Annotated in this window: 23 protein-coding genes; 11 read left to right on the top strand and 12 right to left on the bottom strand. The window is 71.8% G+C overall.

Going from position 1 to position 24289, the window contains the following annotated elements; genetic code table 11:
• Nucleotides 1–4 precede the first annotated feature (4 nt).
• Nucleotides 5–934 carry an NADP-dependent oxidoreductase gene (locus tag OG990_RS35010; protein ID WP_406078430.1) on the bottom strand — a complete coding sequence of 310 codons (930 nt, stop codon included), beginning with the start codon at nt 932–934 and terminating at the stop codon, nt 5–7.
• A 122-nt stretch (nt 935–1056) separates the two neighbouring features.
• Here OG990_RS35010 and OG990_RS35005 point away from each other — a divergent pair, with 122 nt between their 5' ends.
• Both OG990_RS35005 and OG990_RS35000 read left to right on the top strand, forming a co-directional pair.
• Nucleotides 1057–1500 (top strand): helix-turn-helix domain-containing protein, encoded by a 444-nt coding sequence (locus OG990_RS35005; RefSeq protein WP_328419890.1) that lies wholly within the window; start codon nt 1057–1059, stop codon nt 1498–1500.
• A gap of 60 nt (nt 1501–1560) precedes the next feature.
• Nucleotides 1561–2400, top strand: coding sequence for an aldo/keto reductase (locus tag OG990_RS35000; protein ID WP_386987213.1), 840 nt, complete (start codon nt 1561–1563; stop codon nt 2398–2400).
• Between the two features lie 45 nt (nt 2401–2445).
• On the opposite strand, the gene OG990_RS34995 is transcribed toward OG990_RS35000, so the two are convergent.
• Nucleotides 2446–3651 carry a DUF418 domain-containing protein gene (locus OG990_RS34995; protein ID WP_406078429.1) on the bottom strand — a complete coding sequence of 402 codons (1206 nt, stop codon included), beginning with the start codon at nt 3649–3651 and terminating at the stop codon, nt 2446–2448.
• Between the two features lie 297 nt (nt 3652–3948).
• On the opposite strand from OG990_RS34995, the gene OG990_RS34990 reads away from it, so the two are divergent.
• Nucleotides 3949–5319, top strand: coding sequence for a carbohydrate-binding protein (locus OG990_RS34990; RefSeq protein ID WP_406078428.1), 1371 nt, complete (start codon nt 3949–3951; stop codon nt 5317–5319).
• A gap of 83 nt (nt 5320–5402) precedes the next feature.
• On the opposite strand, the gene OG990_RS34985 is transcribed toward OG990_RS34990, so the two are convergent.
• Complete coding sequence (locus OG990_RS34985; protein ID WP_406078426.1) at nt 5403–6362, bottom strand: DNA polymerase domain-containing protein; 960 nt, start codon at nt 6360–6362, stop codon at nt 5403–5405.
• A 31-nt stretch (nt 6363–6393) separates the two neighbouring features.
• Nucleotides 6394–7845, bottom strand: coding sequence for an MFS transporter (locus tag OG990_RS34980; RefSeq protein ID WP_328419900.1), 1452 nt, complete (start codon nt 7843–7845; stop codon nt 6394–6396).
• A gap of 79 nt (nt 7846–7924) precedes the next feature.
• Between OG990_RS34980 and OG990_RS34975 the strand changes: the two genes are divergently transcribed.
• The 3 genes from OG990_RS34975 to OG990_RS34965 all read left to right on the top strand — a co-directional run bounded on the left by OG990_RS34975 (nt 7925) and on the right by OG990_RS34965 (nt 11284).
• The gene (locus OG990_RS34975; protein WP_328419902.1) at nt 7925–8356 is read left to right on the top strand and encodes a helix-turn-helix domain-containing protein; all 432 of its coding nucleotides are present in this window, start codon (nt 7925–7927) and stop codon (nt 8354–8356) included.
• A gap of 100 nt (nt 8357–8456) precedes the next feature.
• Nucleotides 8457–9047: a TetR/AcrR family transcriptional regulator gene (locus OG990_RS34970; protein ID WP_406078425.1), complete on the top strand. Its 591-nt coding sequence runs from the start codon at nt 8457–8459 to the stop codon at nt 9045–9047.
• Nucleotides 9047–11284: an MMPL family transporter gene (locus tag OG990_RS34965; RefSeq protein WP_406078424.1), complete on the top strand. Its 2238-nt coding sequence runs from the start codon at nt 9047–9049 to the stop codon at nt 11282–11284. Before OG990_RS34970 ends, OG990_RS34965 begins: the two co-directional genes overlap by 1 nt.
• 62 nt (nt 11285–11346) lie before the next feature.
• Here the strand turns inward: OG990_RS34965 and OG990_RS34960 are convergent, their stop codons facing one another.
• Nucleotides 11347–12603, bottom strand: a complete 1257-nt coding sequence (locus OG990_RS34960; protein ID WP_328419908.1) for an erythromycin esterase family protein — start codon at nt 12601–12603, stop codon at nt 11347–11349.
• 117 nt (nt 12604–12720) lie between these two features.
• On the opposite strand from OG990_RS34960, the gene OG990_RS34955 reads away from it, so the two are divergent.
• Entirely contained in the window at nt 12721–12912 is a 192-nt protein-coding gene (locus tag OG990_RS34955) for a DUF2795 domain-containing protein (RefSeq protein ID WP_328419910.1), read from the top strand.
• 14 nt (nt 12913–12926) lie between these two features.
• Here OG990_RS34955 and erm read toward each other — a convergent pair whose 3' ends face one another.
• Both erm and OG990_RS34945 read right to left on the bottom strand, forming a co-directional pair.
• Complete coding sequence (erm, locus tag OG990_RS34950; RefSeq protein WP_406078423.1) at nt 12927–13724, bottom strand: ErmE/ErmH/ErmO/ErmR family 23S rRNA (adenine(2058)-N(6))-methyltransferase; 798 nt, start codon at nt 13722–13724, stop codon at nt 12927–12929.
• 427 nt (nt 13725–14151) lie between these two features.
• Nucleotides 14152–15054, bottom strand: coding sequence for a Gfo/Idh/MocA family protein (locus OG990_RS34945; protein ID WP_386987235.1), 903 nt, complete (start codon nt 15052–15054; stop codon nt 14152–14154).
• A 489-nt stretch (nt 15055–15543) separates the two neighbouring features.
• Here OG990_RS34945 and OG990_RS34940 point away from each other — a divergent pair, with 489 nt between their 5' ends.
• Nucleotides 15544–15936, top strand: coding sequence for a hypothetical protein (locus tag OG990_RS34940; RefSeq protein WP_406078422.1), 393 nt, complete (start codon nt 15544–15546; stop codon nt 15934–15936).
• Nucleotides 15929–16345 carry a hypothetical protein gene (locus OG990_RS34935; protein ID WP_406078421.1) on the top strand — a complete coding sequence of 139 codons (417 nt, stop codon included), beginning with the start codon at nt 15929–15931 and terminating at the stop codon, nt 16343–16345. The genes OG990_RS34940 and OG990_RS34935 overlap by 8 nt, the downstream gene beginning before the upstream one ends.
• Nucleotides 16346–16441: 96 nt before the next feature.
• Here OG990_RS34935 and fabG read toward each other — a convergent pair whose 3' ends face one another.
• The gene (gene fabG, locus OG990_RS34930) at nt 16442–17200 is read right to left on the bottom strand and encodes a 3-oxoacyl-ACP reductase FabG (protein ID WP_406078420.1); all 759 of its coding nucleotides are present in this window, start codon (nt 17198–17200) and stop codon (nt 16442–16444) included.
• A 43-nt stretch (nt 17201–17243) separates the two neighbouring features.
• Nucleotides 17244–18896 carry an alpha-amylase family protein gene (locus tag OG990_RS34925; RefSeq protein WP_328419920.1) on the bottom strand — a complete coding sequence of 551 codons (1653 nt, stop codon included), beginning with the start codon at nt 18894–18896 and terminating at the stop codon, nt 17244–17246.
• A gap of 94 nt (nt 18897–18990) precedes the next feature.
• Between OG990_RS34925 and OG990_RS34920 the strand changes: the two genes are divergently transcribed.
• Complete coding sequence (locus OG990_RS34920; protein ID WP_328419922.1) at nt 18991–19605, top strand: DUF1349 domain-containing protein; 615 nt, start codon at nt 18991–18993, stop codon at nt 19603–19605.
• A gap of 97 nt (nt 19606–19702) precedes the next feature.
• Entirely contained in the window at nt 19703–20374 is a 672-nt protein-coding gene (locus OG990_RS34915; RefSeq protein ID WP_328419924.1) for a DedA family protein, read from the top strand.
• Nucleotides 20375–20417: 43 nt separating this feature from the next.
• On the opposite strand, the gene OG990_RS34910 is transcribed toward OG990_RS34915, so the two are convergent.
• The 3 genes from OG990_RS34910 to OG990_RS34900 all read right to left on the bottom strand — a co-directional run bounded on the left by OG990_RS34910 (nt 20418) and on the right by OG990_RS34900 (nt 24190).
• Complete coding sequence (locus tag OG990_RS34910) at nt 20418–21806, bottom strand: chitinase (RefSeq protein WP_406078419.1); 1389 nt, start codon at nt 21804–21806, stop codon at nt 20418–20420.
• Nucleotides 21807–21953: 147 nt separating this feature from the next.
• Nucleotides 21954–23363 (bottom strand): carbohydrate-binding protein, encoded by a 1410-nt coding sequence (locus OG990_RS34905; protein WP_406078418.1) that lies wholly within the window; start codon nt 23361–23363, stop codon nt 21954–21956.
• Between the two features lie 71 nt (nt 23364–23434).
• Entirely contained in the window at nt 23435–24190 is a 756-nt protein-coding gene (locus tag OG990_RS34900; RefSeq protein ID WP_406078417.1) for a YidC/Oxa1 family membrane protein insertase, read from the bottom strand.
• Nucleotides 24191–24289 lie beyond the last annotated feature (99 nt).

Here is a 24289-nt window from a genome sequence, read left to right as displayed (position 1 = left end):
GGCCTTAGTCGTGTGCCCAGGGCTGGAGCACGTAGCGACCGCGCACCCCACCCTTCGCCATGGCCCGGTGGGCGTCGTCGACCAGGTCCAGCGGCATGACCGTGTGCACTCGGGCCGGCAGTTCGCCGGACGCGGTGCGGGCGAGCAGGTCACCCAATCGAGGGCCGTCGGGGTGCGCTACCACGGCGGCTACGGTGACCCCGCGCTCCATGGCCGGCACGGCGTTCGGCCGGACGCCGACGAAGGCCCCGCCGTCGCGGACCAGGGCGAGACCCTGCTCCTGCAGGGCAGCACCGTCGGCGACCGCGTCCCAGCCCGACTCGGCTCGGGCGGTGAAGTCGGCGCCGAGGCTGCGGACGAACTCCTCGTCCTCGGCTCGGGCCAGGCCGGTCACGCGCCAGCCGCGGTCCTGCGCGAGCGAGGCGACGTACCCCCCGACCGCGCCGGCCGCCCCGGTCACCAGCAGCCGGTTACCGCCGGTGGGCGCGTCGCCGAGCAGGTCGACGATCTGCGCCGCAGCCAGCCCATTGAGCGGCACCGTCGACGCCGCGACCAGGTCCAGCCCGTCAGGCACGACGGCGAGGTCGGCGGCCGGCACGACGAGCTGTTCGGCGTAGGTGCCGAAGTCGCGGTCGAACCCAGCCACCAGACCGGCGACCCGGGTACCTACGGTCAGGTCCACGCCGCGGCCGGCGGCTACCACGATGCCGGCGAAGTCCCAACCCAGGCCGGTACGCTCCGCCTGATTGATCAGTCCCATGGCGTGGAAGAAGCCACCCGCGACCCCGAGGTCGACGGGGTTGACCGGCGCAGCGGCGATCTCGACCCGGACCTCGCCGGGCCGGGGCTCAGTTACGGGAACGTCAATGATCTCGATCGAGCCGGGTGCGCCCGGGGTGCGCACGACGGCGGTGCGGTAGGTGGACATGCTCATGGGTTCGCTCCTCATGGCTTGTGTTCGGCGGTCTTCCCACATCACTATTGAGGGGTAACTCTCCACTAGGAAGTACGCACCTCAGAGTGCGTAGGGCACCGCCCGGTAGGAAGGAGCAGTCGATGCCAACACGGACGGCAGCCCAGAGGCGGGCACAGGCGCAGGCGGACTACGACGCGTTCCTCGCACGCTGCCCCAGCCGCCAGCTACTCGACCGGATCTCCGACAAGTGGGTGACGCTGATCCTGGCGGCACTCGGCAGCGACGGCCCGCATGCCCCCGGCAGCAACCGTGTCGGCGAGCCGCGAGCGATGCGCTACTCGGAGTTGGCCCGCCGGCTGGCCGGCGTCAGCCAGAAGATGCTCACCCAGACCCTGCGCTCCCTCGAACGCGACGGCCTGGTCACCCGCACCGTGACGGCAACCGTGCCGGTCACCGTCACGTACGAGCTGACCGACCTGGGTCTCTCGCTCCACCACCTGATGCGCGCCGTCAAGGATTGGGCCGAGGCGCACATGGACGAGGTGCTCGCCAATCGCGAGCAGCATGACATCCGCGTCGCCTGAACGCTGACCATCAGCGCGAGAGCGTGCTGTTAGCGTTGCCCCCTCAACAGGGGAGACAGAATGACATCGACAACGTTCCGTATCGGAGGAGATCTGGAGGTACGCCGGCTCGGGTTCGGTGCCATGCGCCTGCCGACCGAGGCGGGCGCTGCCCGCGAGGCATCTCTGGCGGTGATCCGGCGGGCCGTCGCGCTGGGCGTCACGCTGATCGATACCGCCCACCTGTATGGCGGAGGAGCAAACGAGGAGCTTCTCGCCGAGGCCCTCTACCCCTATCCGGACGGGCTGCTCATCACGACCAAGGTCGGCGTTGCGCGATCAGGCCCGCAAGGGGAGTGGAAACTGGACGGGCGGCCGGCCGTCCTGCGCGCGCAAGTCGAGCAGGCTCTGCGCCGGCTGCGCGTCGAGCGAATCGAGCTGCTCCAGCTGCACCGGATCGATCCAGAGACGCCGCTGGCCGAGCAACTCGGTACGTTGCGGGAGCTGAAGGCTGAAGGCAAGATCGGCCGAATCGGGCTGTCCGAGGTCACCGTCGCCGAGCTGGACCAGGCGCGTCAGATCGTTGATGTGGCGAGCGTGCAGAACCGGTACAACGTGCTCGACCGCGAGCATGAGCCCGTCCTCATGGCCTGTGAGCGGGCAGGCATCGCGTTTCTGCCGTGGCGGCCGGTCGCGGCAGGAACGTCGGGGGCGAAGGCGGGGATCGCCGCCGTAGCATCCGAGGTCGGCGCCACCCCCACCCAGATTGCGCTCGCCTGGCTCCTGAGTCGCTCGCCGGTGATGCTCCCGATCCCTGGCACCGCCCGGGTGGACCATTTGGAAGAGAATCTCGCTGCAGAGAGCCTTCACCTGACTCCAGCCCAACAAACCAGCCTGGACCGGCTGCAAGAGCTGGCATAGGCACTGCACGATCTCCCAGCCGGGCGGCGCCGGCACCGGGACCCGTCATGCCGGGTCCGCGGCCCGCAGCCGTGGCCACCGCTGCTCGGTCCAGGCCCGCAACAGCCACTCCATCGGTCCGTACCGGAACCGGGCCATCCATGCCGCGCTGGCGGCGAGCTGCACGCAGTAGATCGCGACCGCGATGAGTACGACGACCGGGGGTGCGACGGCACCGGCGAGGCCCAGCCCGACGCCGGTGAAGACCAGCACGCAGAGCAGCGACTGACCCAGGTAGTTCGACAGGGACATCCGGCCGGCCGGCGCGAGTACGGCGACGACCCGCCGCCCCCGGTCGGTCTGGAAGAACTGGAGCAGGGTGGCGGCGTACGCGGCCGCGAGCAGCGGCGCGGTGAGCACGCCCGCCGTCAGCCCGGTCAGGTTGGCGGTGCCCCCGCCCGATGCGAAGATCACCGCACCGGCCAGGCCGACCGGATAGCCCAGCTGCTGCACCCGGCGCAGGAGCTGCTGGTTCCCGACGACGTCGGTGAGTAGCCGGCGCCGCCCGGCCGCGTAACCGAAGAGGAAGGCCGAGAGGGCGAGCGGCCCCTGCACGAGGAGCGTGCCGAACATCGCCGGCAGCTGGCGTACGTGCTCGGTGATCACCGAGCCGATCCCGCCCTGTAGTGCCTCGGTGGACCGCTGCCCCGCCGCGAGTGCCGTCGCCGGATCGGTGACCAGCTGGGTCCCGCCCGTGGCGGCGAGCGCGAGGACGAAGCCGATCCCGCCGGTCAGCAGTACGGCGGCGCGCAGCGCGGTCCCGGCGCCGACTCGCCGCATGCCGAGCAGGACCAGACCGAGCAATGCGTACGTGGTCAGGATGTCGCCCTGGAACAGCAGCACCGCGTGCAGGATGCCGAGCACGAAGAGCCCGGCCAGCCGTCGCCGGAACCGTGGGGCGAAGTCGACGCCGCGCCGCGCGGCGGAATCGAGCTGGAGGGTGAAGCTGTAGCCGAACAGAAAGGAGAAGAGCAGGTACGCCTTCATGGTGAGGAGCAGCTCGACCAGCCACCGGACCGCCTGGTCGCCCCACGAGTCGTGCGCGGGATCCGGAACCAGCTGGAAGGAATAGCCGGAGGCGAAGAAGGCGATGTTGACGACCAGGATGAGGAGCAGCGCCACGGCGCGCAACGCGTCGACGTCGACGATCCGGGAGAGCGTCCCGGACGACGCTCGATTCTCGACGGGCGGGTCTCCGATGGAGAAATTCACGTGACCACCTCCGGAACGGACAGGAATCGTCTTCGATGACTTTCCTGCGACGCTACGAAGCGGTCTGTCCAGATGACAGCCGGTGAGCGGGAAGTTCGCCGGTGGGGCAGGCCCTACCCCCGCGAGGCCGGGGGGCAACGCGACCATGGCCGGAGACATCTACCGGATCATGGGCGTGTGGGGCCGATGTCCCCGTCCGAGGCGACGCCAGCCGAATCTGTTAACAACCCTTGATATTAAACATCACGGACGTCAATATGTGGAGGTCGCGGGTCGTCGAAGCCTGGGGAGTGAGCCATGAGAAGCCGTCGGATTTTCGCAGTGGTAGCCGGGGCGGCGATGATCGTCGCGGCCGCCGTCGCCTTCGTCCCCAGCAGCATGGCCGCCGTGTCCTCGGCGGACGCCGCCCTGCTGGTCGCCTGTACCGCACCGGCCTGGGCCGAGGGCAACACCTACCCGGCGGGTGCCCAGGTCACCTACGGCGGCCGGCTCTACCAGGCTCTGGTCACCCACACCGCACACCCCGGTGCCGGCTGGAACCCGGCCGCGACCCCGTCGCTGTGGCGTGACCTGGGCGCGTGCTCGGGAGGCACCCCGCCACCGACCACGCCGCCGCCCACCACACCGCCCCCGACCACACCGCCGCCCACCACGCCGCCACCGACCACGCCGCCGCCCACCACGCCGCCACCGACCACGCCGCCGCCGACCGATGGGACCTGCGGGGTGAAGTCGCGGCCCGCCGGCAAGGTGCTGCAGGGCTACTGGGAGAACTGGGATGGCGCCTCCAACGGCGTACACCCCGGCCTCGGCTGGATCCCGATCACCGACAGCCGGCTCAGCCAGCACGGCTACAACGTGATCAACGCGGCTTTCCCGGTGATCCGCTCAGACGGCACGGTGCTCTGGGAGAACGGCATGGACGCTGGCGTCAAGGTGGCCACCCCAGCCGAGATGTGCCAGGCCAAAGCGGCCGGCGCAACGATCCTGATGTCGATCGGCGGGGCCGCGGCGGGCATCGACCTGAGCTCCAGCGCGGTCGCCGACCGGTTCATCGCGACGATCGTGCCGATCCTCACGGCCTACCACTTCGACGGCATCGACATCGACATCGAGACTGGCCTGACCGGTAGCGGGAACATCAACACCCTCTCCACGTCGCAGGCCAACCTGATCCGGATCATCGACGGAGTCCTGGCCCGGATGCCGTCGAACTTCGGCCTGACCATGGCACCGGAGACGGCCTACGTCACCGGCGGCAGCGTGGTCTACGGCTCGATCTGGGGCTCGTACCTGCCGATCATCAAGAAGTACGTGGACAACGGCCGGCTCTGGTGGCTGAACATGCAGTACTACAACGGCAGCATGTACGGCTGCGCCGGCGACTCCTACCCCGCTGGCACGGTGCAGGGCTTCACGGTGCAGACGCAGTGCCTGAACAACGGCCTGACCATCCAGGGCACCACCATCCGCGTGCCGTACGACAAGCAGGTTCCGGGCCTGCCCGCGCAGAACGGCGCCGGTGGCGGCTACATGTCGACGTCGCTGGTCACGCAGTCGTGGAACGCCATACCCGGCCTCAAGGGCCTGATGACCTGGTCGGCGAACTGGGACGGGTCAAAGGGCTGGACGTTCGGCGACAACGTGAAGCGCTTGCAGGGGCGCTGAAGGGTCGCGGCTCCCCCGGCCCGAGTGGGAGGGGGAGCCGCGCCGCGAGAGCGAGCGCCCGGACCGTACCCCAGCGCGTGCCGTCAGCCGGCCTGTCGGCGGGCGCGGGCCCGGCGCTTGCCCTCGTGCATGGCCTGCACGCGGGCCACCGGGATGGCTCGCCCCTCGGCCACCAGGTCGGCGGGGAGCGGCTGCGGCGCCGGCATCAGCGCCACCCACGGGTCGGCCCCGGCCACCAGCGACGGCACGGTCCGGATGGTGAAGTCGGCCGGGGTCACCTGGGGCAGGTCGGCCCAGTCGACCGGGAAGGAGACCGGCAGCCCAGGGCGCAGCCGCGGGCTGTACGTGGCCGCCACGGTCGCCCCGCCGGCCCGGGTGGCGTCCACGAAGACCCGGCCGCCCCGGTCCTCCTTGATGTAGGCCGTGGTGGCCAGCGCCGGGTCGAGCCGCTCGGCGCGGACGGCGAGCGCCCGGGTGGCTGCGGCCAACTCCTCCGCCGTGGGCTCGTCGGCCACCGGGACGAAGACGTGCACGCCCTTGGCGCCGCTGGTCTTGACCGCCCCGGCCAGGCCGACGTCGGCGAGCGCCTGGCGGACCAGCAGCGCCGTGGCGACCGCTGCGCCGAACCCGTCCCCCTCCGGCGGGTCGAGGTCGAGCACCAGGTGGGTCGGGCGGTGCAGGTCCGCCGCGGTGGCCAGCGTCGGGTGGAACTCCACGGCCCGCTGGTTGGCGAACCAGAGCAGGGTGCGCCGGTCGTCGCAGAGGGCGTACGAGATCTCCCGGTGCGACGCCTCCGCCCAGACCGGCACCCGGCGGACCCAGTCCGGGGTGTACCGGGGCAGGTTCTTCTGCATGAACGGCGGTTGGCCGGGGCGGACCCGGATCACCGACAGCGGCCGGTCTCGCAGCTGCGGCAGGATCCGGTCCCGGACCGCGTCGAGGTAGTCGACCAGGTCGCGCTTGGTCGCGTCGTCGCGGTCGGACAGCGGCTGGTCCAGGTTGGTCAGGGCCACCCCGTCCCGGGTTTCCTCAGCCTCGCTCACCCGCTCACCCTCCCGGCACCGGTGCCGTCGGTCAACTGGACGCGGCGCTTCGCTGCCGATCGGTTTCGACGCGCGGCGCAGCGGGCCGGTCTCCGGACAGCGTGGTCAACGCGACCAGCAGCGCGGCGATCACCAGGGCGGCGGCGACGGCGAACGCCATCCGGTAGCCGCCGGCCAGCGCGGCCGTCTCGGCCCAGCCGGCGGCCCGCAGGCCGTCGGCGCGCGTGGCGGCCAGGGTGGCCAGCGCGGCCAGTCCGACCGCACCGCCAACTTGCTGGGTGGTGTTGGCCAGCCCGGAGGCGAGCCCGGCGTCCGCGTCGGTCGCGCCGGCCATGGCCAGCGTGGTGACCGCCGGCAGGGTCAGGCCGCCGGCCATCCCGAAGACCACCATCGAGGGGAGTACGTCGGCGAGATAGCCGCCGTCGGCGGGCAGCCGGGCGAGCAGCAGGAAGCCGACGGTCGCCAGACCGAGCCCGGCGAGCAGCACGGTCCGGGCACCCCACCGGGCGATCAGCCGACCGGCCAGGCCGAGCGACACCACCGCGATCACCACCGGGGTGGGCAGGAAGGCCCAGCCGGTGGCGGCCGCATCCAGCCCGAGCACCAGTTGCAACTCCACGGCGAGCAGGAACTGGAAGCCGAAGTACGCGGAGACCATGAGGAACTGCACGGCGTTCGCCGCGACCAGGCCCGGAACGCGCAGCACCCGGGCCGGCAGCAGCGGAGTGGCCGCCACCCGTTGGCGCATGGCGAACCCGCCGAGCAGCAGCGCCGCGAGCGCCGCCGCACCGAGGGTCCGTGGGCTCGTCCAGCCATGCTCGCCGGTCCCCACGATGCTCAGCACGGCGGCCATCAGGCCGGCGGTGGCGAGCAGCGCGCCGGGCAGGTCCAAGCCCGCCCGCAGGCCGATCCCCCGCTCGGCGGGGAGCCGGCGGACGGCGGCGAGCAGGATCACCGCCCCGATCGGGAGGTTGATCAGGAAGATCGACCGCCAGCCGGCCAGGTCGGTGAGCACTCCACCGGCCACCGTGCCGACCGACGCTCCGGCCGCCCCGGTGAAGCTGAACACGGCGATCGCGCGGGCCCGCTCGGCCGGCTCGGGGTAGAGCCGGACGATCATGCCGAGACTGACCGCCATGGCCAGCGCGCCGCCGACGCCCTGACCGAAGCGCGCGGCGACCAGCAGGGCCGGCCCGGAGGCGACCGCGCAGGCCAGCGAGGCCAGGGTGAACAGCGCGACGCCGGCCAGGAAGACCCGCCGGCGGCCGAGCAGGTCGCCGAGGCGGCCGGCGAGCAGCAGCAGCCCGCCGAACGCGACCAGGTAGGCGTTGACCACCCACGCCAGGCCGGCGGCGGTGAATCCCAGGTCGCGTTGCACGGCGGGCAGTGCCACGGCGACCACGCTGCCGTCCAGGATGATCATCAGGCTGCCGGCGCAGAGCACGAGCAGCGCTGGCCAGCGGGACGGGACGACACGGTCCATGGGGACCCCTCCTTGGTGCACGGTTTGTTACCGACGCCATCGTCTGTGACCATGAGCCTGAGCGGAAGGAGGCACTGTTATGTCCCAGAGGAACAGCGATGTGTCCGCGCTGGTCCAGGCCGAGCTGACCTGCGCGGCCGGGAACGTGCCGTTCACCCCCGGGCAGGCCCGGGCGTGCACCGTCCGCGAGGTGCTCGACCGGGTCGGCGGCAAGTGGAGCATCGGCATCCTGGTGGCGGCCTCGAACGGGCCGGTGCGCTTCACCGAACTGGAGCGGCACATCGAGGGGATCAGTCGACGGATGCTCACGCTGACCCTGCGCAACCTGGAACGGGACGGCCTGCTGCACCGGACGGTCTATCCGACCGTCCCACCCAAGGTCGAGTACACGGCCACCCCGATGGCGCTGGAGCTCTACGAGTCGCTGGTGGCGCTGACCAGCTGGGCGGAGCGGCACCGCCGGGCCATCGCCGAGGCCCGGACCAGGTACGACACCGAGCACGCCGGTTAAACCGGGCGGAGGTGTGGGGAACGCCACCCCGGCAATCTGACCGATCGGTCAGGGTCTGACCGATCGGTCAGGCATGCTGGTCTGCGGAGGTGGACCAGTGATGGCCAAGGCGGTTTTCGACACGCACGGCGAGATCCTTGCCGCGGCGGCGCGGCGGTTCGCGGTGACCGGCTACCGGGGCACCTCGCTCCAGGACATCGCCCGCGAGGTCGGCTGTTCCAAGGCCACCGTGCTGTACCACTTCGCCAACAAGGAAGCCCTGCTCGCCGAGCTGATGTCCCCGGCGATCGCCGTCCTGCGGGACCTCGACGACCAGCTCACCGGGCTGACCGGCGCGGCCGCCCAGCAGGCCGCCGGCGTGGGCTTCGTCGACCTCGCGGTCCGGTTCCGGGGGGAGATCGCGCTGCTCCGCGGTGAGTTCTCGGAGCTGCTCTGCCAGCCGGCCTTCGCCCACATCCAGCAGATCTCCGAACGGCTGCGAGACGCGTTGGCCGGGCACTCCGACCGGCCGGTAGCCCGGATCACGGCGCTGGTGCTGCTGGCCGGCATCCCCGAGGCGTGCGCCGAGTTCGTCGACATTCCCGACGACGAACTGCGCGTCGCCCTGCTCTCCCTCGTCCGGCAGGCCCTCGAACCCGTCGACGACGCACGCCTGCCCCAACCACCCACGACCGAGGACAAGGAATCCTGATGGCCACCCTGCTCTACCGGCTCGGCCGGGGCGCGCTGCGCCGGCGACGGCTCGTCGTCGCGCTCTGGCTCGTCGTACTCGTCGTCGCCGGCCTTGCCGCAGCGACCCTGCGCGGCCCGACGGCGAGCAACTTCACCATGCCCGGCACCGAGAGCCAGCGCGCGCTCGACCTGCTCGCCGAGCAGTTCCCCGCGGCGAGCGGCGCCACCGGCACCATCGCGGTCAAGGCGCCGGGGGACGGCCAACTGGCCAGCCCCGAGGGCCAGGCCGTGGTGCAGGAGCTGGTCCAGCAGGCCTCCACGCTGCCCGGCGTGGTCGGTGCGGTCGACCCGTTCCAGGTCGGCGCGGTCTCGCCCGACGGCCGGTACGCACTGGTCCAGGTCCAGTTCGCGACCGGCGCCGACGGGGTGAGCGATGAGCAGCGCACCGCGTACGAGGAGGTCGGTGCCGCCGCCGAGGCCAAGGGTTGGCAGATCGCCCCGGGTGGCGAGGTGCTGGGTGGTGAGCCGGAGATCGGCTCCACCGAGGCGCTCGGCGTACTGGTCGCCGCGATCGTTCTGATCATCACCTTCGGCTCACTGGTGGCCGCCGGGATGACCATGCTCAACGCCCTGATCGGCGTGGGCGTCGGCATGGCCGGTCTGTTCGCGCTGAGCGGCGTCATCGAGTTGACCAGCACCGCGCCGATCCTGGCACTGATGCTCGGCCTCGCGGTCGGCATCGACTACTCGCTGTTCATCACCTCCCGGCATCGGCAGAACCTGCTCGACGGCCTGTCCCCGGAGGAGGCGGTCGGCCGGGCCGTGGGCACCGCTGGCTCCGCCGTGGTCTTCGCGGGCGCCACCGTGGTCATCGCCCTGGCCGGGCTGGCCGTGGTGAACATCCCGTTCCTCACCGTGATGGGTTTTGCCGCCGCCGGCACGGTCACCGTCGCGGTGCTCGTCGCGATCACCCTCCAGCCCGCGCTGCTCGGCTTCGCCGGCCTCCGGGTGCTCCCCCGCCGGCTGCGATCGGTCGCCGCCGACTCCGCGAGTGCCGGTGACGTCGCACCGGTCGACGGTCCGGACGTCAACGACCGGCCGTCCGTCGGGAACGCGCCGAACGAGGACCGGTCCTCGTTCGGCTTCCGCTGGGCGCGGCTGGTCACCCGGTTCCGGGTACCGGTCATCCTGCTCAGCCTGCTCGGCCTGGGGCTGCTCGCGCTGCCCACACCGGACATGCGGCTGGCCCTGCCGGACCCCTCGACGGCGGCCGTCGGCTCGCCCGCCCGGGTGTCGAGTGACCTGACCACCGAGGGCTTCGGACCGGGCTTCACCGGCCGGCTCGCGGTGGTGGTCGCCGGCGACACGCCGCAGGCCACCTCGGCCGCCGTGCCGCAGGTCACCGCTCTGCTCCAGCGCACCGAGAACGTGCTCGCGGTGGCGCCGGCGCAGGTCAGCCCGGACGGCCGGACCGCGCTGCTCGGGGTGGTGCCGAAGACCGGCCCGACCGACGAGGCCACCGAGACGATGGTGCACGAGATCCGTGGCTCGGTGGGCGGGATCCGCGACGCGGACGTACTGCTCACCGGGGCCACCGCAGTCGGCATCGACGTCTCCGAGAAGCTCTCCGACGCGCTGCCGACCTACCTGCTGCTGGTGGTCGGGCTCTCCGTACTGCTGCTGATGCTGGTCTTCCGCTCGCTGCTGGTGCCGATCAAGGCCGCGCTGGGCTTCCTGCTCACCGTCGCCGCCACGTTCGGCATCACGGTGGCGGTCTTCCAACAGGGGCACCTCGCCGACCTGGTCGGCCTGGACACCCCGGCCCCGCTGATCAGCTTCCTGCCGATCCTGCTCATCGGCATCCTGTTCGGGCTCGCGATGGACTACGAGGTGTTCCTGGTGTCCCGGATGCGGGAGGACTTCGTGCACGGCGAGTCCGCCCGGCAGGCCACCATCAGCGGCATGGGGCACGGTGCCCGGGTGGTCACCGCCGCCGCACTGATCATGATTTCGGTCTTCGGAGGCTTCGTCTTCCTGGAGGACCCGGTGATCAAGTCGATGGGCTTCGCGCTCGCCGTGGGTGTGGCCATCGACGCCTTCGTGGTCCGGATGACCATCGTTCCCGCGGTGATGTCGCTGCTCGGCGACCGGGCCTGGTGGCTGCCCCGCTGGCTGTCCCGCGTCCTGCCGAACGTCGACATCGAGGGCGAGGGCCTGCGGAACCACCTCACCGAGCGCACGCCGACCCGGGTCTGACCCGCTGGACCGCGGAGGCGTGGTGGCATTTCGGACACCACGCCTCCGCGGTGCGGGCCTGGTCAGACGCCGGCTGGGTAGGTCTCCATCTCACCGGGGGCGGCCGGGACGGGCAGCGGGTGCAGGGCGGTGGTCTCGTCACACCAGATGAAGGCGTCGTAGCGTTCGCCGAGCCGGGTCGGCACGTAGTTGCCCCAGGACTCGAAGGACGGGTCGTAGACGACGCCGATCGCCCGGTGGTCCACGGTGTCGGTGACCCAGCCGGGCTGGTCCTCCCCGCCGAAGACCAGGACCGCCCGATCCGGCATCAACTCGTGCATCCGCCGCTCGACCGATCCCTCCCGGGCCGGCGGCACCACCATCGGCTCGGGCGTCGAGCCCCACCGGGGGGCGGCGATCACCGTCCCGCGATAGCTGCCGAAGCCGATCAGCGTCACCGCGTCGTCGCCGTGCCGCTCCCGGGCCAGCTGACCAATGTTGATCATCCCGTCCGCGGCCATGTCGGTGGCCCGAGCGTCCCCGACGTGCGTGTTGTGCGCCCAGACGATCCCTCGGGCGTCCGGGCCGTACCGGTCCAGCAGCCGGTCCAGGGTGTCCTGCATGTGGGTGTCGCGGATGTTCCACGAATCCGGCCCACCGGCCACCATCGCCCGGTAGTAGCGCTCCGCGCCGGCCACCACCTCCGCGTTCTGCCAGGCCGAGAAGCGGTCCGGACCGTCGGAGAGGGCATGTTCCCGGGTCCGGGCCAACAGCCGGACCACCTCCTCCTCGCAGCGGGCGGAGACGAACCGGCTGGCCGCGCCGTACTCCTCGACCCGCTTGCCGTACGGCTCGAAGCACCGGTACGCGTCCTGCGCCGCCTCCAGCGAGGTCGGATCCTCCTCCCCCAGGTAGTCGAAGATGGCCTGCATCGACTCCCAGAGGCTGTACACGTCGAGCCCGTGGAATCCGGCCCGTTGCTCCTCCGGCCGTTCCACGTTCCACGCCCGCAGCCACCGGCAGAACCGGGCCACCTCGGCATTCGCCCACATCCAGGTCGGCCACCGCTCGAACCGATCGAGCGCGATCTGTGGATCGAGCGCCCCGCCCGGCGCGGCGGTGACCGAGCGGTGCACCCGGTCGCAGTCCGGCCAGTCGCCCTCCACGGCCACGAACGAGAAGCCGCACTCCGCGATCAGCCGGCGGGTGAGCTGCTCGCGCAGCCGGTAGTAGTCGTAGCTGCCGTGGGTGGATTCGCCGATCATCACCACCCGGGCGTCCCGGACGCGCTCCAGCAACGGGTCGAAGTCGCTCGGCGCGCCGAGCCGCTGAACCAGCATGTCAGCGGCTACCCGGCGGCCGCTGCGACAAACCGTCGGCGCGCCGCGGGCGACACGCCGTACACCGGCCGTCCGGCCGACCGGTGTACGGGTAGAGCGAGCGGGTAGCCGGCCGACATGACCGTCACCGGGGTTCAGTTGCAGGAGTACCTGGCCGGGCTCGACTACCCGGTCTCGCGCGAGGATCTGGTCCGCTGGGGGCAGGAGAACGGGGCCAGCACGGCGATGTTGCAGATGTTCCAGGCGTTGCCGGTGGAGCAGTTCGAGTCGCCGGACGAGTTGAGCGCCGCGCTGACCACCCGCACCTGACCGGGGCGGTGGGGTCATCGGGCGTGCAGCAGCCGGAACAGCACCAGCCACTGTTCGGGCCAGACGTAGCCGACCGGCGTGTCCGATGCGATCCGGGTGGCCCGCAGCGCCGCCGCCACCCGGGACGGCGGGTGATGCCGGCGCAGGCTCGCGGCGAGGGAGCCGCCGACTCCCTCGAAGCCCACCGCCACCAGCCGCTGGTACGCCGGCAGGGCCGCCCGGGGTAGCAGCGGCTCCGCCCGACGCTCGATGCGCAGGATCCCGGCGTCCACCGCCGGCACCGGCCGGAACGCGGTACGCGGTACCCGTCCGGCCAGCCGCCAGCCGAACTCCGGCCAGGTCGAGACGGTGAGCCGGGTCCACCGGCCGTAGTCGCCGCTGCGCCGCCGGGCGTACTCCAACTGGGTGAGCAGGGTGGCCGAGCGCAACCGGGGCGCGGCAAGGCACCACCGCACCACGGCCGAGGTCAGCGACCAGGGGATGTTGCCGACCACCGCGAACGGCTCCGGTGGTGGCTCGGCGGCCAGGAAGTCGGCCTGTCGGTGCTCGACGGTGGGCAGGGTCGCGCAGACGGCGGCCAACTCCCGGCCGGCGGCCGGATCCACCTCGTACGCCGTCAGTCGCGCGCAGCGGGCGGCGAGCGGCCGGGTCAGCTGGCCACGACCGGCGCCGACCTCCAGTAGGAGCCCGTCCGGATCGGGGTCGGCGGCGCGGACCAGCCGTGCCACGGCGGTCGGGTCGGCGAGAAAGTTCTGGCTGAGTATGCGACGGGACCGGTCGCGTTCGGTAGGTCGGGATTTGCGGGGCGCCACGGGTCTTCGTCCTGTCTGTCGCCGTTCGGCGACGGGCTGGACAGGCAGCCGGGATTCCGGGCCTGTCCGAGTGGATCGGGACTCGGACGGCCCTGGACGATGGCGCGGGAACGCGGTGGTGCGGCAGCGACGGGGCGACAGCCCCGGGTGCGGCGGCAGGAATGAGCCGATCAGCGGCGGCGGGGCTCAGCCCCGGCTCGCCGCGAGGGTGAACCGATCAGCGGCGGGTCGCGTCCCGGCCGGCCAGGGCCGGACGCCGGACTCGCGGGCGGGACACCAACAAGAGGCCCCGAGCGGCCGGCGTACCGACCCCCTCGATCAGGGCATGCGTGAACATGCCCGCCACCCTAACCAACCCCAACCCCGCCCCTCCACCCATTTCCCCCACCCCCGACCCATCCCCCGGTGGGTGGGGGTGGGGGTGGGGTTACGGGAGGGGGACTGTGCGGGATTCGGTGCGGGCGATTTCGGCGGCGGCGAGGATGCCGACGACCTCCCGGCCGAAGCGGACGTCGCAGCGGTGGTCCCGGGTACCCGCCTGAACCTGCTCGATGAGCTGGTCGATCGCCACGCCGAACGCCGTCGCGGGGTCGTTCTCCCCGAGCGGGACGGTCTCGATGCCGTTCTCGCCGTAGAACACGAACTCCCGGGCCATCGCCTCGCGCGGTGCGTCCAGGGAGAGCGAGGCGCTGCTGGTGGCCCCACCATCGTGGGTGAGCAGCAGGTGCACCATCCCGCTCGGGCCGTTCATCGCGGCCACCTGAGTCGCCCGGCCCAGCACCGGCAGGATGATCGAAAGCGCGTGCGGGCCGATGTCCCAGAGCGCGCCGTGCTCGCGCCGCCACAGCGAACCGCCGTACGGGCTGCCCTCCTGGAAGATCGACGCGAACGCGGTGGTCCGACCGTGCTGCCAGCCTCCGGCGGCGGCGGTCGCGGCGAGGAACGCGGTCACGTTCGGCTGGAACCGCTGGGTGAAGAAGATGACCGACGCGACCCCGGACGCCTCGGCGGCGGCGACCACCCGGTCGGCGTCGGCGACGGTGAGCGCCAGCGGCTTGTCCAGCAGCAGGTGCCGGCCGGCGGTGGCCGCCCGGACCGCGATGTCGGCCTGGATGTCCGGCGGCAGCGCGACGGCGACCGCGTCGCACACCTCGAGCAGCGCGTCGACGTCGGCGAACGCCGGCACCCCGTACACCTCGGCCAGCGCGGCGGCCCGCTCCGGGTTACGCCCCCACACCCCGACCAGTTCCGCGTCCGGGTGTGCGTGCAGCGCCTTCCCGTGCGTCTCAATCGCCCAGTGACCGGTGCCGAACAAGCCGAACCGCAGCACGTGTACCTCCGCCGTTTCCCCTCACCGCGGCGACGCCACGGGCGAGATCCACGCTAGTCGCCCCACCAGGCGTGCCGGCGGCGGGTCGACCAACCGGAGCCCGGAGGTTCCGGCGCGGGCGGGCAGAGCCAATGCCTGACCGGCGCCTGTCGAGCTGCCCCAGATGTGGGGCAACGACACCCAGCCCCATGAAGAGCCCCCACCCGCTCCTCGCCTACGCCCGAATGCCCGCTATCACTCCATCGCACGCCCGGCCCCCGCGCCACACGCCCACTCCCCCATCGCACGCCCGCGCCCCGCGCCGCACACCCACTCCCGCGCCGCGGCCCCGGCCCCGGCCCTGGGCCCTCGCCCCCGCGCACTTCATCACTGCCCCATTTGTGGGGCAGCTCGACAGCGAGCGGCGATAGACAGCCAGGCGGCATCACCCGTTTACTACGACGGTTAGTAGGCTGTGCCGGTGACCGAGGCAACGACCGGGTGGGTCCGGTGACCAGCGTGGGCGCCGACTCACCGGTGGACGGGATCCTCGCGACGGTTTCCATCGTGCTGTCGCTGCTCGTCGCGGTGTGGGCACTGGTGGCGGCGCTACGCCAGCGGCCGCCGGACCGGGTGCAGTTCATCGGCCTGGGCGTACTCGAGTTGGCGCTGCTCGCGTTGAGTGTGCTGGCGCTGGTCGCCGTCGACGGCGGGGACCGCCCCGGCGAGCCCGGTGCCTTCTTCGGCTACCTGGTCACGCTCGTCTGCCTGCCGCCGCTGGCCTGGGTACTGGCCCGGATGGAGCCGACCCGCTGGGGTTCGGCGATCGTCTGCGCGGTCTGCCTGGTAGCCCCGGTGGTGGTGGTCCGGTTGCAGCAGACCTGGGAGGTGCTCGGTGGTTGAGACACGACCGGCGCGGCGCGCCACGAACACCGGTCCGGGCCGGCTGCTGATCGCGGTGTACCTGCTCTTCGCCATCGCGGCGACCAGCCGGGCGGGCCTGCAGATCGCCACGAAGTTCGACGAGGCGCCGGTGGCGTACCTGCTCTCCGCGCTGGCCGCACTCATCTACATCGTGGCCGCGGTGGGGCTGGCCCGCGCCGGGCACACCGGCCGGCGGGTCGCACTGGCCTGCTGCACGGTGGAACTGGTCGGGGTGCTCGCGGTCGGCGTCCTGAGCGTGGTCGACAAGGAACTCTTCCCGGACGAGACGGTCTGGTCGCAGTTCGGCAGCGGATACGGGTACATCCCGCTGGTGCTGCCGGTGCTCGGCCTGCTCTGGCTCTGGCGCACCCGCCGCGACGCCGCCTGACCGGCAGCACCGCCTGACCCGGCCCTGGCGCGCGTCGAGGGCGCTCCATGCAAACGGAGCGCCCTCGTCGGGAGTGCGGAGGCGCGGGGGTACGGGTCAGTCCCGCGGGCCGCCGGCGACGTAGATGACCTGGCCGGAGACGAACCCCGCTCCCTCGCTGGCCAGGAACGAGATGGTGTGCGCGACGTCCTCCGGCCGGCCCGGGCGGCGTACCGGGATCTCGGCGGCGGCGCGCTTCTGGAAGTCGTCGAAGTCGACCTTCATGCGGGCGGCGGTGGCCGCGGTCATGTCGGTGACGATGAAGCCGGGCGCGACCGCGTTGACGGTCACCCCGAACGGACCCAGCTCGATGGCGAGCGTCTTGGTGAAGCCCTGGAGGCCGGCCTTGGCGGCGGCGTAGTTCGCCTGGCCCCGGTTACCCAACGCGGAGGTGCTGGACAGGTTGACGATCCGCCCCCACTTGCGGTCCACCATGTGCTTCTGGGCCGCCTGGCTGAACAGGAACGCGCCGCGCAGGTGCACGCCCATGACCGTGTCCCAGTCGGCGCTGGTCATCTTGAACAGCAGGTTGTCGCGGAGCACGCCGGCGTTGTTCACCAGGACGGTGGGCGCGCCCAGCTCGGCGGCCACCCGTTCCACGGCCGCCTCGACCTGTGCCCGGTCGGACACGTCGGCGCCCACACCGAGCGCCCGGCCGCCGGCACCGGCGATGGCGTCCACCGTCTCCTTGGTCGCCGCCTCCTCGATGTCGACCACGGCGACAGCCATCCCGTCGGCGGCCAACCGCCGGGCGGTGGCCGCGCCGATACCGCGCGCGGCTCCGGTGACGATGGCGACGCGGGGCTCCTCCGACATGATTACCTCCCGGTAACGTGGGGTCGATCGAAGGAGCTTAGCGTCAGCAGGCCGGGCCCCGGCAGAGGCGGATCCAGCGGTAGCCGTGGCCGGAGAGCTTGACCGCACCGAGCTTGCCCAACTCGCCGTAGCCACGGTCGGTGAGCACGTCGATCGGCAGGTCGGCCTCCGCCTCCAGGCTGCTCAGGTCCACCTCGACGTCGTCGGTGCCCAGGTTGTGCAGGAAGACCATGGTCCCGGTCCGCCCGTCCGCCCGGTGCGCCAGCACTCCGGCCGGCATCGGCACGTCGATGTGGGTGGTCGAGCCGGAGCCGATCTCCGGCGCCTCGCGCAGCGTCCCGATCATGCGCTCGAACCAGGCGAGCAGCGACTTCGAGTCGCCCCGCTGGGCAGTGACGTTGACCTTCTGGTAGCCGAACTCACCCTTGTCGATCACGGGACGGACCAGCTTCTCCGGGTCCGCCGTGGAGAAGCCGGCGTTCGGCTGGTACGACCACTGCATCGGGGTACGGATCGCCTCCCGACCGGGCAGCGACAGGTCCTCGCCCATCCCGATCTCCTCGCCGTAGCGCAGCACCGGAGTGCCGCGCAGCGAGAACTGCAGGGCGTACGCCAGCTCGATGCGACGCCGGTCGTTGCCGAGCATCGGGGCAAGCCGGCGGCGGATGCCCCGGTCGTAGATGCGCATGTTCTCGTCCGGGCCGAACTCCGCGTACACCTGGTTGCGCTGTTCGGTGGTGAGCCGGGACAGGTCGATCTCGTCGTGGTTGCGCAGGAAGGTCGCCCACTGGCCGCCGACGGGCAGCTTCGGAGTGTCCCGCAGCGCTTCGATCAGCGCCTCCGGGTCCTGCCGGGCCAGGGCCAGGATGAGACGGCCGTTGAGCATGAAGTCGAAGAGCATGTGGATCCGGTTGCCGGAGCCGCCGGCGTCGCCGAAGAACGTGGGCAACTGGTCCGGCTCGACGTTCGCCTCGGCCAGCAGGACGGCGTCGGGGCGCCGCCACTGCACGTGCTGGCGCAGCTCGGTGAGGAACTCGAAGTCCTTCGGCGAGTTCGGGTTGCCCGGCTCGGTCAGCTCGATGATGAACGGCACCGCGTCCATCCGGAAGCCGGAGACACCGAGCTGGAGCCAGAACGACATGATCTTCTTGATCTCCGCCCGGACCTCCGGATTGGCGAAGTTCAGGTCCGGCTGGAACTTGTAGAACCGGTGGTAGAACCACGCCTTGGCGGTGCGGTCGTAGCTCCAGGTCTCGTTCTGCTCGCCGGGGAAGACCATGCCCTGGTGCCGGTCGTCCGGCTCGGTGTCGGACCAGACGAACCAGTCGCGGTACGGCGAGTCCGGCGAGGAGCGGGCGGACTGGAACCACGGGTGCTCGTCGGAGGTGTGGTTGACCACCAGGTCGATGATCACGCGGATGCCCCGGTTCTGCGCCTGGTGCAGCAGCTCGGCGAAGTCGCCGAGGGTGCCGAAGCGCGGGTCCACGTTGTAGAAGTCGGTGGCGTCGTAGCCGTCGTCGCGGTTGGGCGACGGGTGGATCGGGTGCAGCCACAGGCACGTCACCCCCAGCCGGGCCAGGTAGTCCAGCCGGCCGATCAGCCCGCGGATGTCACCGACCCCGTCGCCGTCGGAGTCGGCGTACGTGTCGATGTCGAGGCAGTAGACGACGGCTTCGGAGTACCAACGGTCACCCATGCCGGAAGAACTTCTCCGGTTGATCATCGGCGCAAACCCGCCCCGCCCGGTGGCGGACCGCGGTCGGCTCTTTCCGGCCGGTACGGTGCCGGTCATGGAGATCGACCTCGTACCGCCGAGCCAACCGTTGGACTGGGCCCGGGGCGGTTGGCTGCACCAGCCGGTCCGCGCCGAGGAAGGCCCGGCGGGTGAGCTGGTCGTCGAACCGGCGGCGGAGAGCGACTTCTGGCGGCGGACCAGCTACGGGTTCGTGCACGACAACGGCCCCGCCCTGCTGGCCCCGCTGCCGGTCGGCAGCGCCATGGAGGTGAGCTTCCGGCTCGACCTCAGCGGGCAGTTCGACCAGGCCGGCGCGCTGGTCCGGGTGGACGAACGCACCTGGGTCAAGGCCGGCGTCGAGCTGAGCGACGGCGAGCTCCAGCTCGGTGCGGTGGTGACCCGGGAGTTCTCCGACTGGTCGGTTGCGCCGGTGCCGGAGTGGGCGGGCCGGGAGGTGACCGTCCGGGTCAGCCGCGCCGGCAACGCACTGACCGTCCGGGCCCGGGCCGACGGCGAGCCGTGGCGACTGGTCCGGCTCGCCCCGCTGGACCCGGCGGTCGAGGCCATGGCCGGCCCGTTCTGCTGCTCTCCGGTCCGCGCCGGCCTGACTGTGGTGTTCACCGGTTGGCGGCAGGGACCGGCCGACACCGCGCTGCACCCGGAGCACTGACCGCCAGGACATGGTGGCCCGGCTCACCGGCAGGTGTGCCCCTCGGCCGACGGGGTATCACCATCCGATCCCCGGCAGCCGACACGGAAGGACGATCATGGCGCTCGCCCAGAATGTCGACCCGTCCAAGTTCACTGGGTTGACCGGCTGGGTGGCCAGCGTCATCGAGAGCATGGGGCCGGTCGGTGTGGCGCTGCTGGTGGCGCTGGAGAGCATCATCCCGCCCATCCCCAGCGAAATCGTGCTGGCGCTGGCCGGCTACCTGGCCAGCGAGGGCCGGTTCAACGTGGTGCTCGTGGTGCTGGCGGCGACGGTCGGCTCGCTGGTCGGCGCGCTGGTGCTCTACTGGCTCGGCGCGGCGCTGGGCGAGGAGCGGCTCAAGCGCTGGCTGGACCGTATCCCGCTGGTGGATCGTGACGACCTGGAGAAGGCCGACCGCTGGTTCGAGCGGCACGGCCGCTGGGCGGTGCTGATCGGCCGGGTGGTGCCGGTGGTCCGCAGCCTCGTCTCCGTGCCGGCCGGGGCGAACCGGATGCCGCTGGGCGAGTTCATCCTGCTCACCACGATCGGCAGCGGGGTGTGGAACTCCCTCATCGTCGGAGCCGGCTACGCGCTCGGCAGCCGTTGGCAGGACGTCGAGCGGTACAGCGACTGGTTCAACTACGGGATCGTCGCGATCTTCGTCGTCATGGTGGTTTGGTGGGTGATCCGCAAGATGCGCCGACGCCGGACGCGCGACGACCGGCGGTCGGTGACCGCCGGTCGCTGATCCCGCGTCGCCGCTCAGCCCAACCCGGATGGACGCCGACCGGTCAGGGCAGGGTGTCCAGGTGCGGCGCCACCGCGCGGGCGAAGCCGTTGCCGTTGCTGACGTCCCAGTTCACCGACCAGGTCATCGCGCCACGGATGCCGGGGTAGGTGCGCGGCGGCCGGAAGCTGCCGCAGTTGGTGCCCCGGGCCAAACAGTCCAGCGCGGCGTTGACCACGCTGGGCGCGACGATGCCGCCACCGGCCGCGCCCGGTCCGGCGGGCAGGCCGAGGCCGACCTGGTCGGGGCGAAGTCCGGCCTCCAGTTGGATGCAGGCCAGCGCGACGATGAAGTTCACCGTGCCCTGGGTGTACGCGGCGTTCTGGTCGCAGCCGAGCATCGCCCCGGAGTTGTAGTACTGGGTGTTGACCACGGTGAGGATGTCCTTGATGTCCAGGGCCAGCTTGAAGTAGCCGCCGGCCGGGGACTGCATGTCGATGGTCTGCGGCGCCATCGCGATGATCAGGCCCGCGCCGACCTTGGCCCGCAGTGCGCGCAGCGCCTGTGCCATGTACGTCGGGTTGAGCCCGTTCTCCAGGTCGATGTCGATCCCGTCGAAGCCGTAGCGGGCGATCAGCGCGGCGGCCGTGTCGGCGAACACGGTGGCCGAGGCGGCGTCGTTGACCGTGACCCGGCCGGCCTCGCCACCGACCGAGAGGATCACCCGCTTGCCCCGGTCGTGCAGGGTGCGCACGTCCGCGGTGAAGTCGGCGTCGGTGTAGCCGCCGAGCGCGGCGGACAGCCCGGGGTCGATGCCGAAGGTGAGTGCGCCCGGTGTTGCGGTGGCCTCGGCGAAGGCGACCGCCACCAGGTCGTAGTCAGCGGGGACGTCGCGCAGCCGCAGCTCCACGGCGGGGTTGTCGAAGTTGTGCCAGTAGCCGGTGAGCAGGTGCTTCGGCAGCCCACCGGTGGGCGGTGGGTTCGTCGGGGGCGGCGTGGTCGGTGGCGGGGTGGTCGGCGGTGGCGTGGTCGGTGGCGGGGTGGTGGGCGGGGTGCCTCCACCGCAGGGTGCGCCGTTGAGCTGGCAGCCGCTCGGCGAGCCGGAGCCGCTGGCCAGGAAGCCGAAGGAGACCGAGGCACCAGGGGCGATGCTGCCGTTCCAGGACCGGTTGGTGAAGGTGTGCCGCTGGCCGGCGGAGCTGAGCAGCGCGTCCCAGTAGCTGCCGAGGGTGGTGCCGGCAGGCAGGTCGAAGGCGAGGCTCCAACCGTTGATGGTCGAGCCGCCGCCGTTGGTGATGGTGTACTTCCCCTCCCAGCCGGAGCCCCAGTCGGCCGTTTTGACGAAGCTGGCGGTGGCCCCGGCGGCGAACGCGGGCAGCGCGACCCAGGCCGCGCCGAGCGTCGCGACGAGCGCGGTGACCAGGGACAGGACAAGGGATCTGGCAGGTTTCATGCGACCCTCCACGCCCGGGCGGGCATCCATGGACGTCAACGTTGGCGCTAATTATTAAGACAGTTAACTGTTTCTGTCCAGGGGTTGACGCGGATGATCGGGCCTCCCGCCGTGCGGCGACACGACGGGAGACCCGATAGGCCCGCCTCAGCGGCGGAAGGTGAACCAGTTGACGTTGACGAAGTCGTTCGGTTGGCCGCTGGTGAAGGTGAGGTAGACGGCGTGCCGGCCGGTCACCGCGCCGACGTTTCCGGGCACCGAGCGCCAGCTCTGCCAGCCGCCGGTGTTGCCGATCGCGAAGCTGCCGATGGGCGCCGCCGTCGGGCTGTCCAGCCGCACCTCGACCAGGCCACTGACCCCGCCACCCGCGCCGGATGCCACCCGCGCCACGAAGTCCCGCGCCGGCGTGGAGCCGAACTCGACGTTGTCGTAGCGCACCCAGTCGCCGTTACGCAGCGCGCCGATGTTCTGCCCGCCCTCGGCGCACGCCTCGACGAACACTCCGTTCTGCCCGTTGAACGACTCGGCCTCGATCTGCCCGTACGCGTCCCTCGTGCCGCCGGGCGGTGGAGTGGTGGGCGGCGGGGTGGTCCCGCCCCCACGGCGGTACACCGCCACGTAGTCGACCAGCATCGGCCGACCCGGGACGGTCGCCGCGGTGGGCGTGCCGCTGCCGGCCACCCCGTTCGGGAACGCCCCGCCCATCGCCACGTTGAGCAGCAGGAAATAGCCCGCGTGCGAGGTCATCTGCGACCAGGCCGGTTCACCGACCCGACTCTGGGTGACGGTGTGGTAGAGCTGCCCGTCGACGTACCAGCGCAGTTGCTGGGGGCTGATCGAGGCGTCCCACTCGAACCGGTAGGTGTGGAACGCAGACTGGCAGCTGGCGCCCGGGCAGGCCCGGGACGCGCCGATGCCGTTGAACTCGTCGCACGGCCCGCCGGGGGCGACGCCGCAGTGCAGCACGCCCCAGACCGAGTTGATGCCGTTGACGTTCTCCATCACGTCGAACTCGCCGATGCCCGGCCAGTTCTGGTAGTTGCCTCGGTAGGGCGCGCCGAGCGCCCAGAACGCAGGCCAGTAGCCGGCCGCCGCGGCACCGGTGACGTTCGGCATCTGGATCCGGCCCTCAATGGCCAGCACGCCGCGGGCCGGGGCCTTGAAGTCGCTGCGCACGGTTTCGATCCGGGCGGAGGTCCAGCCGCCCCCACCGTCGCGCAGCGGCGTGATCCGCAGGTTGCCGCCGCCGTCGTGGCTGACGTTGGCGGTGCTGGCGGTGTAGTTCTGGATCTCGCCGGTGCCCCAGTTGGCCGGGCCGCCGGGGTAGTTGTGCCCGGTGTCGATGATCCAGTTGGCGGCCGACGGCAGGGTGCCGGCCGCGCCGGTGAAGTCGTCGCTCCAGACCGTGCTCCAGCCGGCGGCGGGGGGCGGAACGGCGGCCTGCGCGGTCACGGTGATGCCGGCCAGGACGGTGGTGGTGGCGACGAGCAGGACGGACGCCAGCCGCAGGCGGCGTCGGACGGGCGGGGCGGCGGTGGCCGCCGGAGGAGGTGGCATGGACGTGCCTCTCTGCGGGGACGGGTCGAGAGAGCGCTCTCTCAGAGTTGTACGTCCCACCGTGACAGTTGTCAACGTCGATCTATGTCGACGCTCGCCGGAGCCGCCTGCGGACGCCGGAGCACCGCCTGCTCCAGTGCCGACCAGGCGGTCGTGGTCACCAGGTAGATCACCGCCGCGAGCGGCAGCACCAGCGCCACCAGCACTGTCGTGAACGGCAGCAGGGGCAGCAGCCGGGCGAGCGTGGCGGCACCCGGCCCCTCGGTGGGCGTACCGGCCACCGTGCCGACCGCCGCCGACGCCCGGCGGGCCCGCCGGGACGACCACCAGGCCAACAGCAGCAGCACGGCCAACAGGATGGCGAAGAGCGGACCGGCCGCTCCGGCAAGTCCGTCGCCGAGATGATGGCCCAGCGGCACCCCGGCCAACCGCTCCTCCAGCAGCCCGGTGCCGCCCTCGGTGCTGCTGAACAACCGGTACAGGACCAGCAGGAACGGTGCCTGGAGCAGCAACGGCAGGCAGCCGGCGATCGGGTTGGCGCCGGCCGAGCGGTACAGGGCGAACACCTCGGCCTGGAGCTTCGCCGGGTCGTCGGCGTACCGCCGCTGCAGGTCGCGCACCTGCGGGGCGAGCGCCGCGCGGCGCCGCTCGCCGCGGACCTGCGCGACGGTGAGCGGCGAGATGAGCAACCGGACGGCGATGGTGAACAGCACGATGGCGGCGGCGGTCGCCATGCCGCCGGCCAGCGGTTCGAGCAGATCGGTGAGCCAGGAAAGCGCGGTGCCGGCGGCGCCGACCGCGCCGTGCAGTGGTGCGAAGGCGAGCATGGGAAACCCCTCGGGTCCGATTCCGGTGGGGTCCTTTCCCGGCGGCGTTAGCCGGCGGGAGGACCGGTGACGGCGGGATCGGCCGCGCGGCGGCGTGGC

It is taken from the genome of Micromonospora sp. NBC_00858, from assembly GCF_045207365.1.
Classification (GTDB): domain Bacteria; phylum Actinomycetota; class Actinomycetes; order Mycobacteriales; family Micromonosporaceae; genus Micromonospora.
The sequence above is the reverse complement of the archived record's forward strand: the minus strand, read 5'-3'. Positions and strand labels throughout refer to the sequence as shown.